A 14,663-nucleotide genomic window follows, 5' to 3' on the forward strand; every position below is an offset into this window, starting at 1 on the left:
CCCTTCAACGACACCACCCCACCACCCTTCTGAACCGCAGTGCCCCCTGAATCGTCGATGAATCCTGCTGGCGGTACGGGTGTGCGCATACCCGGAGCGGACCCCGCGGACAGACCCCCGAGCTGGGAGACGGACAGCCCCTAAGCCAAGAGGCGTGGAGTGACCCCCTGACGGCGCGCGCCGTCAGGGGGTCACTACGGAGAGGCGCATACGGAAATTAGGCGGCATCTGGCAGCGTGTGAAGTGGGAGCCGGTCACGAATGACTAACTCCGCTCGCTCAGTTGGTCCTTAGCTGAAGAACCTCCCCCGATTGGACAACGCCGGCACCCACTCCGGCTGGACACGGAGGCACCCACTCCGGCTGGACATCGCTGGCATCCACCGGGCTGACAATGCCGGTACCTTCCCCGGCTGGACGCCGCCGGTACCTACTCCGGCTGGGCACGGCGGTAGGCGCTGCCGTCGGCTTCGCGTGCCAGGCAGTGGTAATCGACGAGGGCCCGGCGCAGCATCGGGATGTCGTCGGTGAAGTCGGCGAGGCGGTTGTTCACTTCCTTCTCAGTCAGCGTCTGGCCGGGGCCGATCACCCGGTCGCGAACGTAATGCAGAACCTTGAGCCGGTCGGAGGCGCGGCGGGGCAGCCAGTCGATCCGGCCGTCGACGAGGAACCGCTCCGGGCCGGCGGGTTCGGGCCGCCGTGCGTTGGCCAATGCGGCTTTGAAGACGTCTCCGTCCACGACGAGCCGTCCGTCTTCCTCGTGGACGAGGCCGGAGCCGACCAGCCGGCTGCGTTCTTTCGGCGTCAGCTCCGGCTGCTGGCCGAGGACCACCGCCGCGTACAGCTCGCGCAGGCGGTGGCTGGCGAGTGCCGACAACAACTGCTGCCAGCCCGCGGGCGAGGCGGCATGCCCCGCCTCGCCCGGTTCCGGCGTCGTACTTGCAGGCATTACTGGCCTCCGTTCAGGCTTCCCCTGTCTCCAGCAGCCGGACGAAGCCTTCTTCGTCCAGGATGCGCAGGCCCAATTGCTCGGCCTTGTCCAGCTTGGAGCCGGCGCTCTCGCCGGCCACGACGTAGTCGGTCTTCTTGGACACCGATCCCGAGGCCTTGCCGCCGCGGGTGATGATGGCTTCCTTTGCCTCGTCGCGGCTGAAGTTCTCCAGCGAGCCGGTGACCACTACGGTCAGGCCCTCCAGCGTCCGCGGTTTGCTTTCATCCACGTCGTCGGCCATCCGGACCCCGTTCTTGGCCCAGGTGTCCACGATCTCGCGGTGCCACTCCACGGCGAACCACTCGGTGAGGGCGGCGGCGATGATCGGGCCGACGCCGTCAACGTCCGCGAGCTGCTCCTCGCTGGCCGCCCGGATGGCGTCCATGGAACCGAAGGCGGTGGCGAGGGCGCGGGAAGCGGTGGGGCCGACGTGCCGGATGGAGAGCGCCACGAGGACCCGCCACAGCGGCTGGGTCCGGGCCTTCTGGACTTCCTTGAACAGCTTCTGCGTGGTGGCCGAGGGTTTCGATGGGGTCTTCGCCGTCGGCTTGGTCCAGAAGTACGGGATGAGCTCCCACTCGCCGGTGCCGACGCCCTTGGACCGCTTTTCCCGCCAGACTTTGACGTCGGCCAGCGCCTCGCGCAGTGCCGGGTCCTCGTAGTCCTCCGCGAGCTCGAAGATGCGCGCCTCGTTGGTCAGGACGCCCGGGCCTTCGGGCGCCGGGCGGCCGCCGATGGTCGCAGGGTCCAGGCCGGGCCCCGAGGTCAGCGCGATGGCGGCTTCCCAGCCGAGGGCCTCGATGTCGAAGGCACCGCGTCCGGCCACGTGGAAGACCCGCTCGCGGAGCTGCGACGGGCAGGACTTGGCGTTCGGGCAGCGGATGTCGACGTCGCCCTCCTTTGCCGGCTTCAGCGGTGTCCCGCAGGAGGGGCACTCGGTCGGCATGACGAACTCCCGTTCGGAGCCGTCGCGCAGGGCCACCACGGGCCCGACGATCTCCGGGATCACGTCGCCGGCCTTGCGGAGCACGACGGTGTCTCCGATCAGCACGCCCTTGGCCTTCACGACGTCCTGGTTGTGCAGGGTCGCCATCTCCACCGTGGAGCCCGCCACCTTGACCGGCTCCATCACGCCGTAGGGCGTCACCCGGCCGGTGCGTCCCACGTTGACCTGGATGTCCAGCAGCTTGGTGTGGACCTCCTCCGGCGGGTACTTGTAGGCAACGGCCCAGCGGGGCACGCGTGAGGTGTGGCCGAGGGCCCGCTGCAGGGCGAAGTCGTCCACCTTGATGACGATGCCGTCGATCTCGTGGAGCAGGTCGTGCCGGTGGTCGCCGAAGTGCTCGATGAATTTCAGCACGTCGTCATAGCTGTCCAGCACCTTGAAGTACGGGCTGGTCGGCAGGCCCCATTCCTGCAGCAGGGCGTAGGTCTCGGACTGGCTGGACGCCGCCAAGCCTTCCCGCGCGCCGATGCCGTGCACGAACATGCTCAGCGGCCGCTGGGCCGTCAGCGCAGGATCCTTCTGCCGCAGCGAGCCGGCGGCCGCGTTGCGCGGGTTCGCGAACGGCGCCTTGCCGGCCTCCACCATCTGCTCGTTGAGTTCGAGGAACGCCTTCGAGGGGATGAACACCTCGCCGCGGATCTCCACCTCCGCCGGGTGGCCCGAGCCCTTCAGCGTGCGCGGAATGTCCTTGATGGTCAGCGCATTGTGCGTGATGTCTTCGCCGGTGTGGCCGTCGCCCCGGGTGGCGGCGCGGATCAGCTCGCCGTTACGGTACAGCAGGTTCACCGCCAGGCCGTCGATCTTGACCTCGCTGAGCCACGTCAGCTCGTCGACGCGGCCCTGCTTCTCCACGGACGCCGTCGCGCGGCCGATCCAGACCTGCAGCTCCTCGAGGGAGAAGACGTCCTCCAGCGAGTACATCCGCTGCAGGTGCTCCACCGGGGCGAACGCCGCGGACACCTCGCCGCCGACCATCTGCGTCGGAGAGTCATTGGCGACTATCTCAGGGTGCAGCGCCTCAATCTCCTGCAACTTCAGGAAGAGTTCGTCGTATTCTGCGTCAGAGATAAGGGAGATGTTCTTTTCGTGGTATGCGATGTTGTATCGGCGAACGTCCTCAACGAGCTGAGCGTACTTCTCCCGGAGTCCCCTACTCGGGAGTTGATCAATTGTCTCTATCTCCGGTTGTACTTTGCTCACGGAACTATCTTGCCTTACGAACCTCAACAGTGATGGATAGGCGCACAGGAGCAGGACCCGAGCGGTCAGTCCTCCGGGTCGCGCTGCGAGTCCAGCAGGGGCAGGTCCGCCGGGGTGACCAGATGCGAGGAGACCGCGTGTTCCACCAGCCGGGCACGCCGGTTGGTGGCCAGCTTGCCGCCGCCCCCTCGCAGGCCGGCGACACCGACCCGGTCCAGCTTGTCGCAGACATTGTCCAGCTTCCGGTTGAACTTGGTCATCGGCCAGCCCAGCCGCGCGGCTGCCTGGGTCGACGACGGGATGGAGCTCAGCCCGGTTCCATCGCGCCGCAGCATCGGCTCGGCCAGCGCCACGATGAGCGCCTTCTGCGAGTCCGTGAAGACCACTGGGCCGATGGTGGTGTCCCCCACCGAATCCTGCTCGCGCGCCTGCTGCCGGAACGCCGGCGTCTTGACGTGGACGGAAAGTTCGTAGGTCGTCGGCCCGGCCGTGAACACCACGTTGGTGTGGCTGAAAACCATGGGAATCCGTGCCCCCGGGGCCAGCCAGGCCTGCATCCCGCCGCTGCTGTCCGCGATCGTCGCCGAGATCATCGTTCCGACGTTCGTCATCCACCAGATGCCGTCGTACCGCGCCAGCTCAAGGAATTTCCGGTGCAGGTACGGATTCTCGTCGATCTCCAGATCGCCCTCGCGGCCGATGCTGAAGACCCCCTCATCCTTGGCCTCGAACCATTCGCCGCAGAACTCAATGCTGAGTTCGGCTCCGGCAGTGTCCCCCATCTTCGTGACTTCCTTCCGTTTCATCGTCCGGCCGCTGAGACGGCCGTGCGGCGGGCCCGCCGCATAAACTGTTGCCCGTCAGTCGGCGCAGCCGCGGACCGGGTCGGACGACTTTCCGTTGGCCCGCAGGACCACGACCTCGATGCACGTGCGGTCGTTCCCTGCGACCGGCACCGTGATTCTGTCTCCGCGCGTGCGTTCCGGCTCGCCCTTGCCCAGCGCCGTCACCGGCGTCCAGATGAACATGTCCCCGTCCCGTTCGTCCGGATTGGTCCAACTGAAGGTGGCCTTGGCGCCGTCGATCTTTCCGCTCAAGTCCTCCGGCGGCACGATGTTGCCGGCCAGGCCGTCGATGGCGTTGGCCGGCGGCTGGCTCACCGGCGGCGGAGCCGCCTCCTCCTCGGGAGCCGGCAGGTTGACGATGGCGACCGTTCCGGCGGCCACCAGCATGGCCGCGCCTATGGCACCGGCCACCAGCAGCGGCCGCTTCTTTCCGCGTACGACGGCGGGGTCTCCGGTCCGCGGGTCCGCCGACTCCTCCGGGGTGCGGGTTCCGGGCCGCAGCACCGTGGCGTCGTCGGCCCCAAGCGCAGTCTCCGCCGCGGGCAGCGCGGCAGTGGTGCCGGCTCCGGCGGCCGGCACCGTACGAGTGGTGTTCCTGTCCGGAAAGACCGGCCTGCCCAGCGTGGGCGAGCGGGTGGTGCCGTCCGGATCGATCGCCACGATCTGGCGCACCCGGGTGGCGTCCCCGCCCTCGTCGGCGGGCAGGTCGTCGCCGGGATGCGCCTCTTCGAGGACTTCGAACGGCGTGACGGACAGGTTGAGCTCCGCCTGGATCCGCTGCAGCGCCAGCGCGAAGGCATGGGCGGAGCGGAATCGCGACGCCGGCGACTTCGCCATCGCGGTGGCCAGCGCCTGCTCCAGCGACTCCGGCACGTCGGCCCGGCGCAGCGGAGGCAGCGGGGCGGTGGCAATGCGGTTCATCAGCTCGCGCTGGGAATTGTCCCCACCCGGCCGCACGAAGGGCGACCTCCCGGCGAGCAGCGTGTAGAGGGTCGCGCCGAGCGCCCAGATGTCGACCTTGATGCCATCCGCATTCGAGCTGTGGAACACCTCCGGCGGGGACCACGGGATCGACATGCCGGCGTCGTCGTCCATGCTGTCCGTGGTGCCGGAGATCCCGAAGTCCGTCAGCGCCGGCCGGTTGTAGTCGGTGACCAAAATGTTCGCAGGCTTGATGTCCCGGTGCACGATGCCGGCCCGGTGCGCTGTCTCGACAGCGGACGCGACCTGGATTCCGAGCGAGAGGACTTCGTCGACGCCGAGCGGCCCGCGACGGTACCGGACGTCCAGGCTAGGCCGCGAGCAGTACTCCATCGCCAGGTAGGAGTGGCCGTCCGCGGTGATGTCCGCCTCGTAGATCGTGACGATGAACGGATGCGTGGAAAGCTGCGCCATGAGGTTGGCCTCGGACTCGAAGCGGCGGCGCGCGCCCTCCGTCTTCAGGTCCGCGACCAGCACCTTGACGGCGACCTTCCGCGTCGGTCGGTCCTGTTGGTAGAGGTAGACGTCGGAGAAGCCGCCGGAACCGAGCAGGCTGACGTAGCGGTAGCCATCGATGGCAGGCGGCGGCGCAGGGGGACGCTTCGAACTCACAGAAGGTCCTCGAAGCGCAGCGAGACGCCGTCGCCCAGGTCCGCGACGTCGCCGTCGAACAGGATCATGGATTCGCCCTGGCCCAGTCGGCGCGGCGGCTGCCCCTCACGGATCAGCATGGTGCCGTTGGTCGCTTTCAGGTCGCCCAGGATCACATGCCAGCCCTCGAGCCGCACCTCCAGGTGCGAACGCGAAATGTCGCCGCTGACGCTGCGGACCTGCACCAACTGGGGCATGACGTTGCCCTGCACGCGGGAGGCGGCCGGCTGCCGGCCGACAATCACCGGCCGGTCGAGCTCGATGACCTCGCCCGAGGACAGCCGCATCTTCCCCAGGCTGGGGCGCTTCACCTCGCTCGCGTCGCTGGCCAGGGGCGCGGCACAGCGCGAACAAGCGGAACGCGTCGGCGGGTTCGCATGGCCCTGCGGACAGACCCGGGCCAGCACCATGGGGCCGGTCGTCGCCGGGGGCTCGCCCGGCGTACCCGCGGCTCCACCTCCGCCGGGCAGGCTCTTCAGGTCGCTCCGCATCAGCGTCTGGCCGTCGTGGTCGCCCTCGAGCGCGGATCGGGATGAAGCAGGAGCAGCGGGCTGCGCGGGCGAGGCCGGAATGGCGGGCTGCACAGAGGTTGGCTGGATTCGTCCGGCGGCCTCGGCGGGCTGCGCGGGCGAGGCCGGAACGGCGGGCTGCACAGAGGTTGGCTGGATTCGTCCGGCGGCCTCGGCGGGCTGCGCGGGCGAGGCCGGAACGGCGGGCTGCACAGAGGTTGGCTGGATTCGTCCGGCGGCCTCGGCGGCCTGGGATTCGGCGGCGCGGGCGCGGGCGGAGGCCGACGGGGTCAGCCACGGGACCGAGTCGATCAGGCTCGCCGTCTGCCTCGCGGGGCCGGGGCCTGCGCGGGCGGGCCGGCGGGGCACCGGTCACGACGGCGGCCGGCGGAGTCTGCGCCGAGGGTGCGGCGTGACCGGCGGTCGGGTTCGCCGGCAGGTTGGCGCGCTGGGCTTTCGTATGGACGACGGTCTCCTCGATGTCACCCTCCCCGTCGGGGTCAGCAGCGTTGGGGTCAGCAGGCTCGGGCTCCGCCGCGTCGACGTCCGCGGCGCCGTGGTTCTCGGCGCCGTGGTTCTCGGCACCAATCTCCTCGGCATCGCCGGGCGTCAGGAGGGTGTCGTCGGAAGCCGGTGCGTCGAGGGCGTCCGGCTCTTCAACGGGGGGTTCTTCGACGACAGGCTCGGACGCGGGCGGCGGCGGAACTTGTCCGCTAGGGGCCTGCTGGTCCTGCAGCTGCGGGGCCGGGACGGGCTCTTGGGACGCAGCGGCTTCCGTCCGAGGGGCGGGCACGGGGTCCGCCCCTTCCTCGTTGGGCGCACCGCTCAAGGCGGTTCCGCCGTCGTCGTTCCCCACCCTGATGCCGCCGAGCTGGACCACGCCTTCGGCCAGGGGCAGCCAGCGGCAGGCGCCTTCCTTGCCGGCGTTGATCACGACGTCGAAGGCGTCCTGCTCGGGCAGCAGCCGCTCGGTCCAGGTGGTCACGCCCTGGCCGGAGAGCTCGGCGGCTCCGTCGCTGCCGTCGGTGTTGACCACGACGTCGCCGCGCAGGATGGTGTGCATCTTGCCGTCGAAGGAGATGATGGCGAACTCGGGCAGGGCCGCCAGGTCCGTGCCGTAGCCGCTGACGACGGCCCCGAGCACGGACTGCAGGGTCGGGCGGCCTGCGAGGACCGCCCAGAGATCATGCACGACGTCTTCCCTTGTCCCGCTGTCCAGCAGCACGATCGTGCCGCCGCGGACCAGCCCCAGCCACGGGCCGGGGCGGTAGGAAATCGCTGGCATTAGGGCTCCCCCTCGGTCGGTGCTGCGCCGGGTTGGCCGGCGACGGGCCGGGGCAGCGTGTTCGTGTCTTCCTCCTCGTGCCGCGGGGCCGTGGCCTCCTGATCGGCCTCGCAGGTCAGGGCGGCGTCGACCACCAGCACGGTGATGTTGTCCCGCCCGCCCGAGCGGAGTGCGGCTTGGATCAGGCCCTGCACCGCGTCCTGGGGCCGCTCGGTCGAATTCAGGATGGTGTAGATGTGCGCGTCGCTGACCTCGGAGGTGAGGCCATCGGAGCAGATCAGCAGCCGGTCCCCCGATTCGACCGGCAGCATCCAGAAGTCCGGCTCGGCGTCGTCCCCGGTTCCCAGCGCCCGGGTCACCACATGGCGGCGCGGATGCACGAGCGCCTCCTGCGCCGTGATCCGGCCGGACTCCAGTAGCTCCTGGACCTCGGAGTGGTCGATGCTGATCTGTTCCAGCTTGCCTTGGCTGAGCCGGTAGGTCCGCGAGTCGCCGACGTTGAACACCAGCCAGTAGGCGATCCCGCGTTCCTCAACGAGCGCTGCTCCCGTGACCGTGGTGCCGGCGCGGGAGGCCGCGGCGATCCGGATCCGGCGGTCGGCGTCCGCCAGCAGCTGCTGCATCTGCGCGGCGCCCAGCGGACGTTCGCGGGCATACTCGGCCAGCGTCTCCACGCAGATGCGGCTGGCCACCTCGCCGGCCTCGTGGCCGCCCATGCCGTCCGCCACCGCAAAGAGCGGGGCCGCCGCGACGAAGGAGTCCTCGTTCAGTTCACGGCGCAGCCCGCGGTCGGTACCGGCCCCGACAGTCAGCCGGATGGAGTCGTGGTGCCGATCCTGGTCGCCCGGCCGCTCCTGGTCGCCGGTCATGCCTGCCCAATGGTGAAGCTGCGGTCCCCGAAGTGCACTGTGTCGCCGATCCGGGCGGCGACGGGGCTGCCCGGGGTGAGCTGGTTGCGGAACCCGTCCGCGCCCGTGACGGCCGTGCCGTTGGTCGAGTTGCGGTCCGCGACCCACACGGTCGCGCCGTCGACGCGCAGCTGCAGGTGCGTCTTGGAGACGGAGCGTCCCATGTCGGCGAAATCGATCAAGTGCTCGACGTCCTCGCCCTCGGCCGCGGCGGGGTTCCTGCCGATCAGCACGGTGCCCTCGACCGTGACTTCGCGTCCGTCGTCGAAGCGGATGGCTATGCCCCGCGGCTGCTGTGCCAGGGCCGGTTCCGCCGGGGCGGGCGCTTCCGTGGCAGGGTCGCTGCGGAGCCGGGTGAAGGCCAGTTCGTCCTCGGCCTGTGCCGCGGGTCCGGCAGGGCGGGAAACGGACGACGCCGGTACCTCCTGCGGTGCGGATGCCACCGAGGTGCCGCCCGCCGTCGTGCTTTGTCCAAACGCCGCGGGCGGGGCTGAAGCCGCAGGCGCGCCGAAGCCGGGGATGCCGGAAATGATGCCCCGGGAGCCGGCCTCGGCCGCCCCGGCATCGAAGGCGGGCCACTGCTGGCCGGCGAAAACCGGCTCGGCGGCCGGCTCGGCGGCCGGCTCGGCTGGCTGGCCATCGGGGGCGGCGGCGCCGTAGAGTCCGCCGGTGGTCAGCGGATCCCGGCCGGCGTTGACGTCCAGCACCAGGGTCTTGGCCACCTTGTCGTGCCAGCCCTGGCGCTTGTGGTTGGGGTCCCAGATGTTGGAAATGACCACGACGATCGGGCCGGCGACCGGCACCACGTTGCTGACGGCAAGGATGAGCCCGCGGATGAAAATCGCGGCCCGGCCCGGGGCCTCGCCGTCCTCGCTGGCGGTGCGCAGTCCGAGCAGGACGTTGCCGGGGGTCTTGCCCGAGCGGGCTTCCCAGAGCCACTTCCAGATCGTGTACCCAAGCACCAGCACGGCGGCGATGCCGGCGGCGAGGAAGAAGCCGCCCAGCGCTGCCGCCGTCGCGGTTTCGCTGCCGGTCGAGGCCGCCGAGACCACCGACGGGAGGCTAATGCCGTAGGCGATGCCCGCCACAATGGCCGGAGGAATCCTGTCGATCAGCCATGCGCCGAATCGCTTGCCAGCCGACGCGCTGACGAGGTTCAGTCTTGCCGCCACGTACCGTCCACTCCCTCGTCTTGTTCCCTGCCCGGTGACTCTACTTTACGGGGCGGTTTCCCGCCGCCCGCGCGCAACATACCGGGTGCTGCGGCGCGCCGTTTTGCCATGCGGGACCGGACATCGGCCAGCAGGGACCGCAGCGAGTACTTGGCCCGCTGCCGCTTCCAGAAGCCTGCGCCGGCCGACATCTCCTCCAGCGACTTGTCCACGCTCTCCCAGTACTGCCGGACCTGGACTTCGGTGGGTTCGCCGCGGCCGAAGACCGCGGCGTCGGCCCGGCGCGCCAGCAGCGTGGTGGTGCCGGAGGCGGACGGGAAGGCCTCGGCCAGCTCGGCGGCGTGTTCCCGGCGGGTGGCGCGCGGAGTGGCCGTGGCGCCCATGTCCATCGCCAGGGAGACGACCTCGCTCCAGCCGCCGCTGACGCGCGTGCTCGGCAGGCCTTCCGACGCGCGCCGCTTGCGCCGGCGCAATTTGAGCCAGGCGATCAGCAGCAGTGGGATCATCAGGATGATGACCGGAATCAGGGCCACGCCGACGGCGGCGAACAGCCAGCCCCACTGCTCCCAGAAGCCCTTGTCGTCCTGCTCGGCGTCCTGCGGTTCCGGCGCCGAGTCCGGCGGAAGCTCGGCCGGCTCCTGCGGCGGGGGCGGCGGCTGCAGCACCTGCGGCTTGGGCGTGGACTTCGGCTGCTGCTGCGGCGGCGTCGGTTCGTTGTCCTTGTCCGGGGTCGGATCGAAGGCCACCCAGCCGGCGTTTTCGAAGGCCACTTCCACCCAGGCGTGGACGTCCTTGCCCTTGATCTCCACCGGGTCGGCGGCGGTGCGTTCCTTCGTCGGATCCGGGTAGAAGCCCATGACCACCCGGGCCGGCATGCCCAGCTGGCGGGCCATCAGCGCCATCGCGACGGCGTACTGCTCGTCGTCGCCGATCATCTGTTCGGCGTCCAGCAGCGCGGTGATGCGGCCGGCGCCATGGCCGGAGAGGCTGCGGGCCTCGTCTTCCTTGCCATTGGAGAAGAAGCCGTTCTCGTGCAGCGCCCGCTCCAGCTGCCGGACCTGCTCGATCGGCTCGGTCGCGTCGCCCACCAGTTCGTTCGCCTTGGTCGCGATGACGGGCGGGGCCTGGTCCGGTTCCGGCAGGGACAGCCGCGCGAAGCCGTCCTGGGCCAGCCGGCCGTCTTCCGGCTGCTCCGGGAAGGTCACGTTGACCGAGTAGGTGTCCTCGGGGCGAAGGTAGGACGTGGCGAGTGCCGTCTCTGAGTCCTCGTTGTAGTAGAGCGACCCGCCGACTTCCTTGGCGCGCGGCCCGTCCATCGCCACGCCGTTGAGCTGGCCGCCCGCCGGCAGCCATACACCGGTGTAGTCGCCGACGCTGAAGTCCAGTTCGACCGATTCCCGGTCACCGGTTAACGTGCCCAGGGAGCTCGCGTCCCCCACCGGCGCGTAGTTCCCGCCGCTCTCGGGGTTCACGTTGTAGACCACGCCGTCGTAGGTATCCAGCGCGGCCAGCCGCACCCGCTCTCCGGCCGGCAGCCCGCGCACGGTGAAGAGGGTGTCTTCCGACTTATCCTTCACGTACTGGCGGAAGTTCATCAGCGGCGACGGATAGTCGTAGAGGTCAACGGGAGGAACGACGACGTCGCGCAGCACCTTGCGCTCTTCGGTCGCGGTGAGTGCCGGGGACGCCAGGGCGGTCGCCGCCGTCGCCACGGCCAGCACGCCGGCGGCCAGGCCGGCACGGCGCATGGTGGCGGCGCGGCGGGCGGCGGGTTCGGCCGCGTTGAGTCCCGCTCCCCCGGCCAGGCCGCCGGTGCGGGCAGTGTGGTGCCGCCAGGCCAGCCAGGCGACCGCCGCGGCAACCAGCAGCACGCCGCGCAGGAGCGGCAGCGTCGGGGCGTTCGTGCCGAACGCGATGCCCAAAATGAACAAAGCGGTCACGGGCAGCGTCGCCCAGTAGAGGCCCTTGATGCGCCAGGCCAACGTTCCTGCCAGCAGCGCGGCGGTCAGCGAACCGAGGAAGGGCACCACGAGCATCCCGCCGCTCACGCCGACGGGCGCGGCCACGGTCAGGATGTCCTTCCAGGCGAAGATGAAGCCCGTCAGCACGGTGCGCAGCGATTCGAGCGACGGAAGGAACCCGGCGATCGCCTCGGTCGGCGCCGCGAAGGTGCTGCCCAGGACGAGGTAGGCGACCAGGCCCGCCGTCGCCGTGGCCAGCAGGCCCAGCCGGTACCAGGCGCAGCCCAGCGCCAGCGCGAGGCCCAGCAGGACACCGCCGATGCCGGCCACCAGGTAGCGGGGATCCCCGCCGAAGACGTTATGGAAGCCGAGGACGCCGAGGGTCAGCAGCAGGGCCAGGACCGCAGCGTCGATGCCGATGGTGCGCCACGAACGGGGAACCGCGAGTCCCGGGGCGCCGGCCCATAGCCCGCGGCCGGGAAACCGGTCGGCCGTGGCCGACGTCGGCTTTGCGCGGCGGCGCGCGCGGGTCGGTTCGTTGTCCGGGCTGTCCGTGGTGCTCATGCGGCAGCCTTCCTCAAAACAATGCCAAGGTCTTCCAGGTTGCCGAGCGAGAGCACGGTCAGGTCGCCGATCGTGGCCCGCGAGGCCTCGGCGCCGAAGGAACAGCGGATCGCGAAGGCGCGGATCCCCGGCGGGATGGTGGACGCGGCGCGGCGCAGCTGGGTCGGCGTGGTGTGCGCCCCGGTGACCAGGAAGAACACGGAGGCGTTGGGCACCGCGTCGGCCGTCGACCGGGCCAGCTCCACGGCGGTCGTCCGCTGCGGCCGGCCCTCGATCCTGGTCATTTCGTCCAGCAGGTTCCGGCCGGTTTCGCTGCGCAGCGGTCCCTGCTGGGTCATCACGCTCAGGTTCCGCTGCTCGCGGATGGCCTGGAGGCCGATGGAAGCAGCGGCGGACACGGCCAGCTCGAATTCGGCTTCCGAAGCGTATTCCTCGGTATTTGTAGAGACGGCGATGGCGAGGTGGGCGCGGCGGGTCTCCTCGAACTGGCGGACCATGAGCTGGCCGGTGCGGGCCGTGGTCTTCCAATGGATGTGCCGCCGGTCATCGCCGGGCACGTAGTCGCGCAGGGCGTGGAAGGACACATCGGCGCTGGAGAGATCCTTGGTGGGCAGGCCTTCCAGGTCACGGATGAAGCCGGAAGCGGTGCCCACGAGCGCGGTGGTCCTCGGGTGGACGTAGAGGTCCGTCGGCTCGGTCCACATCATCTGCCGGCGCAGCAGGCCCAGCGGGTCGGCACGCACCGAGCGCACCGGCCCCACGACGATCACCGCGCGGCGCTGCGTCGGGATGGTGAACAGGTCCTCGTGAACCTGGCCCGGCTGCATGCGCGGCAGCTGGAACACCGCGGTCCCGGCGCCCACCGGCAGTTCCAGCGCGGCGGGCAGCAGGGGCTTGGCGGCGGTGTTGGTGACGGCAATACTTCCGACGGCGTGGTCCCCCACCGCGACGCGGGTGCGGGCGAGGTCCAGTTCCACCCCGTAGGAGGACCGGCCGAGCACGAAACCGACCGCGATCAGCAGCAGCAGGGCGGCCATGAAGCCCGCGGTCCGGGCTTCCGCCCAGCCGAAGGCCGCGCCCAGGCCAAGCAACAGCACGCACGTGCCCAGCACCATCCAGCCCAGCGGCGAGACGATGGCGAGGACCGGCCGCACGTACCGGTCGAGCAGCGCCCCCGCCTTCTTCCACCACGGCGCCACGTACTCGCGGCCCAGCCCGGCGGCCTCCGCCAGGACGGACCGCGGATGCAGCCTGCTTCCCAAAGGGAAGGCACGAGGGAGGGCACGAGGGAGGGCACGAGGGAGGACGCGCGTCAGTGTGCGCCGCGCCACCGCCAGCCGGCCCTCAGCGGTTTTGGTTGTCGACATGCTCGCCTCTGCCGCCGGGATTAAACGGCCGCGGCGCGCTGCTGCGGCGCGGCGACGTCAGCCAGCACGCGGCTGACCACGGCTTCCGGCGTGGCCCCGGCGAACTCCGCCTCGGGGTCCATGACCAGGCGGTGCGTCCAGACCACCGGCGCCAGCTCCTTGATATCGTCCGGCAGCACGTAGTTCCGCCCCTCTGAGGCGGCCCAGACCTTTGCCGCACGGACCATGGCCAGGGCGCCGCGGACGCTGACGCCCAGGCGGGTCTCGTCGACGGAGCGCGTCGCCTCGCACAGGTGCGACACGTACTCCAGCACGGCCGTGTCCACGTGGTTGCTCGCGGCCAGGTCCGCCATATCCGTGACGGCCTGGGTGGTGATGATCGGCGACAGCGCGGCCGAACGGTCCCGCGTGGTGACGCCACCGAGCAGCTCCACCGTGGACGCGAGGTCCGGGTAGCCGATGGAAGTCTTGACGAGGAAGCGGTCCAGCTGCGCCTCGGGCAGCCGGTAGGTGCCGGCCTGCTCGATCGGGTTCTGGGTGGCGATCACCATGAACGGCCGGCCGGCCTGGTAGGTCACGCCGTCCACCGTGACGCGGGATTCCTCCATGACCTCGAGCAGCGCCGATTGGGTCTTCGGCGACGCACGGTTGATCTCGTCCGCCAGCACGACGTTGGCGAAGATCGGGCCCTTGTGGAACTCGAAGTTCTGGGTCTTCTGGTCGTAGATCGTGATGCCGGTGACGTCCGAGGGCAGCAGGTCCGGCGTGAACTGGATGCGGGAGTTGCTGCCCTGCACCGTGGCCGCCAGCGAGCGGGCCAGCATGGTCTTGCCGGTGCCCGGGGCGTCCTCGAGCAGGACGTGCCCCTCGGCCAGCATGGCGGTCAGGATCAGCTTTACCACGTGCGACTTGCCCAGCACCGCCTGGCCGACGTTGCCGACGAGTTTCTCAAAGGTCCCGGCGAACCATTCGGCCTGCTCTGCAGTCATCGTCATCGTGGTGCTGTCTCTCTCTCGCTGATGTTGGCTTCTCAAGTAATGCGGGATCCGGGAGTACGCCGCGGACGGCCCCGGGAGCAAACGATTAACTCACCGGGCCGGCGGCCGCCGGGGATCATTCTACGGACTCCCGGCGGCGGGTGCGAAGGGGAGAACTCCCCATCGGCCGGCCCTCCGCCGTCAGCCCGTGGAACCACTCCGGGCGGGCGGTCCCGCCGCCTGTGTG

General features: G+C 70.2%; 11 protein-coding genes and 1 pseudogene. 1 reads left to right on the forward strand and 11 read right to left on the reverse strand.

Annotated elements, in window-relative coordinates; genetic code table 11:
* Positions 1–429 precede the first annotated feature (429 nt).
* The 5 genes from OC550_RS00005 to OC550_RS00025 form a co-directional block, all read right to left on the reverse strand.
* Positions 430–948 carry a DUF2087 domain-containing protein gene (locus OC550_RS00005; RefSeq protein WP_262103266.1) on the reverse strand — a complete coding sequence of 173 codons (519 nt, stop codon included), beginning with the start codon at positions 946–948 and terminating at the stop codon, positions 430–432.
* Between the two features lie 13 nt (positions 949–961).
* The gene (gene ligA, locus OC550_RS00010) at positions 962–3,196 is read right to left on the reverse strand and encodes an NAD-dependent DNA ligase LigA (RefSeq protein WP_262103267.1); all 2,235 of its coding nucleotides are present in this window, start codon (positions 3,194–3,196) and stop codon (positions 962–964) included.
* Positions 3,197–3,261: 65 nt separating this feature from the next.
* Positions 3,262–3,978: a hypothetical protein gene (locus OC550_RS00015; protein WP_262103268.1), complete on the reverse strand. Its 717-nt coding sequence runs from the start codon at positions 3,976–3,978 to the stop codon at positions 3,262–3,264.
* Positions 3,979–4,056: 78 nt separating this feature from the next.
* On the reverse strand, positions 4,057–5,634 hold the full coding sequence (locus OC550_RS00020) for a serine/threonine-protein kinase (RefSeq protein ID WP_262103269.1): 1,578 nt from the start codon (positions 5,632–5,634) through the stop codon (positions 4,057–4,059).
* Complete coding sequence (locus OC550_RS00025; protein ID WP_262103270.1) at positions 5,631–6,551, reverse strand: FHA domain-containing protein; 921 nt, start codon at positions 6,549–6,551, stop codon at positions 5,631–5,633. Before OC550_RS00025 ends, OC550_RS00020 begins: the two co-directional genes overlap by 4 nt.
* Positions 6,552–6,642: 91 nt before the next feature.
* Here OC550_RS00025 and OC550_RS00030 point away from each other — a divergent pair, with 91 nt between their 5' ends.
* The gene (locus OC550_RS00030) at positions 6,643–7,470 is read left to right on the forward strand and encodes a hypothetical protein (protein WP_262103271.1); all 828 of its coding nucleotides are present in this window, start codon (positions 6,643–6,645) and stop codon (positions 7,468–7,470) included.
* Here OC550_RS00030 and OC550_RS00035 read toward each other — a convergent pair.
* The 6 genes and pseudogenes from OC550_RS00035 to OC550_RS00060 form a co-directional block, all read right to left on the reverse strand.
* The gene (locus OC550_RS00035) at positions 7,467–8,336 is read right to left on the reverse strand and encodes a PP2C family serine/threonine-protein phosphatase (RefSeq protein WP_262103272.1); all 870 of its coding nucleotides are present in this window, start codon (positions 8,334–8,336) and stop codon (positions 7,467–7,469) included. The two genes, OC550_RS00030 and OC550_RS00035, sit on opposite strands and share 4 nt — an antisense overlap.
* Positions 8,333–8,818 (reverse strand): FHA domain-containing protein, encoded by a 486-nt coding sequence (locus OC550_RS22275; RefSeq protein ID WP_306556926.1) that lies wholly within the window; start codon positions 8,816–8,818, stop codon positions 8,333–8,335. The genes OC550_RS00035 and OC550_RS22275 overlap by 4 nt, the downstream gene beginning before the upstream one ends.
* 282 nt (positions 8,819–9,100) lie before the next feature.
* Positions 9,101–9,547, reverse strand: a pseudogene (locus OC550_RS00045) (RDD family protein); the annotation flags it as partial.
* Complete coding sequence (locus OC550_RS00050; protein ID WP_262103273.1) at positions 9,532–12,072, reverse strand: transglutaminase family protein; 2,541 nt, start codon at positions 12,070–12,072, stop codon at positions 9,532–9,534. The gene OC550_RS00050 and the pseudogene OC550_RS00045, both read right to left, overlap by 16 nt.
* Complete coding sequence (locus tag OC550_RS00055; RefSeq protein ID WP_262103274.1) at positions 12,069–13,439, reverse strand: DUF58 domain-containing protein; 1,371 nt, start codon at positions 13,437–13,439, stop codon at positions 12,069–12,071. Before OC550_RS00055 ends, OC550_RS00050 begins: the two co-directional genes overlap by 4 nt.
* Positions 13,440–13,459: 20 nt before the next feature.
* Positions 13,460–14,434, reverse strand: coding sequence for a MoxR family ATPase (locus tag OC550_RS00060; protein ID WP_262103275.1), 975 nt, complete (start codon positions 14,432–14,434; stop codon positions 13,460–13,462).
* Positions 14,435–14,663 lie beyond the last annotated feature (229 nt).

This window comes from Arthrobacter sp. Marseille-P9274 (genome assembly GCF_946892675.1).
Classification (GTDB): domain Bacteria; phylum Actinomycetota; class Actinomycetes; order Actinomycetales; family Micrococcaceae; genus Crystallibacter.

Bases quoted from the DNA above. Each gene is read 5' to 3' on its own strand.
- OC550_RS00030 (WP_262103271.1), top strand. From the start codon at position 6,643: ATGGACGACGGTCTCCTCGATGTCACCCTCCCCGTCGGGGTCAGCAGC.
- OC550_RS00060 (WP_262103275.1), bottom strand. From the start codon at position 14,434: ATGACGATGACTGCAGAGCAGGCCGAATGGTTCGCCGGGACCTTTGAG.
- OC550_RS00015 (WP_262103268.1), bottom strand. From the start codon at position 3,978: ATGGGGGACACTGCCGGAGCCGAACTCAGCATTGAGTTCTGCGGCGAA.
- OC550_RS00055 (WP_262103274.1), bottom strand. From the start codon at position 13,439: ATGTCGACAACCAAAACCGCTGAGGGCCGGCTGGCGGTGGCGCGGCGC.
- OC550_RS00035 (WP_262103272.1), bottom strand. From the start codon at position 8,336: ATGACCGGCGACCAGGAGCGGCCGGGCGACCAGGATCGGCACCACGAC.
- OC550_RS00005 (WP_262103266.1), bottom strand. From the start codon at position 948: ATGCCTGCAAGTACGACGCCGGAACCGGGCGAGGCGGGGCATGCCGCC.
- OC550_RS00050 (WP_262103273.1), bottom strand. From the start codon at position 12,072: ATGAGCACCACGGACAGCCCGGACAACGAACCGACCCGCGCGCGCCGC.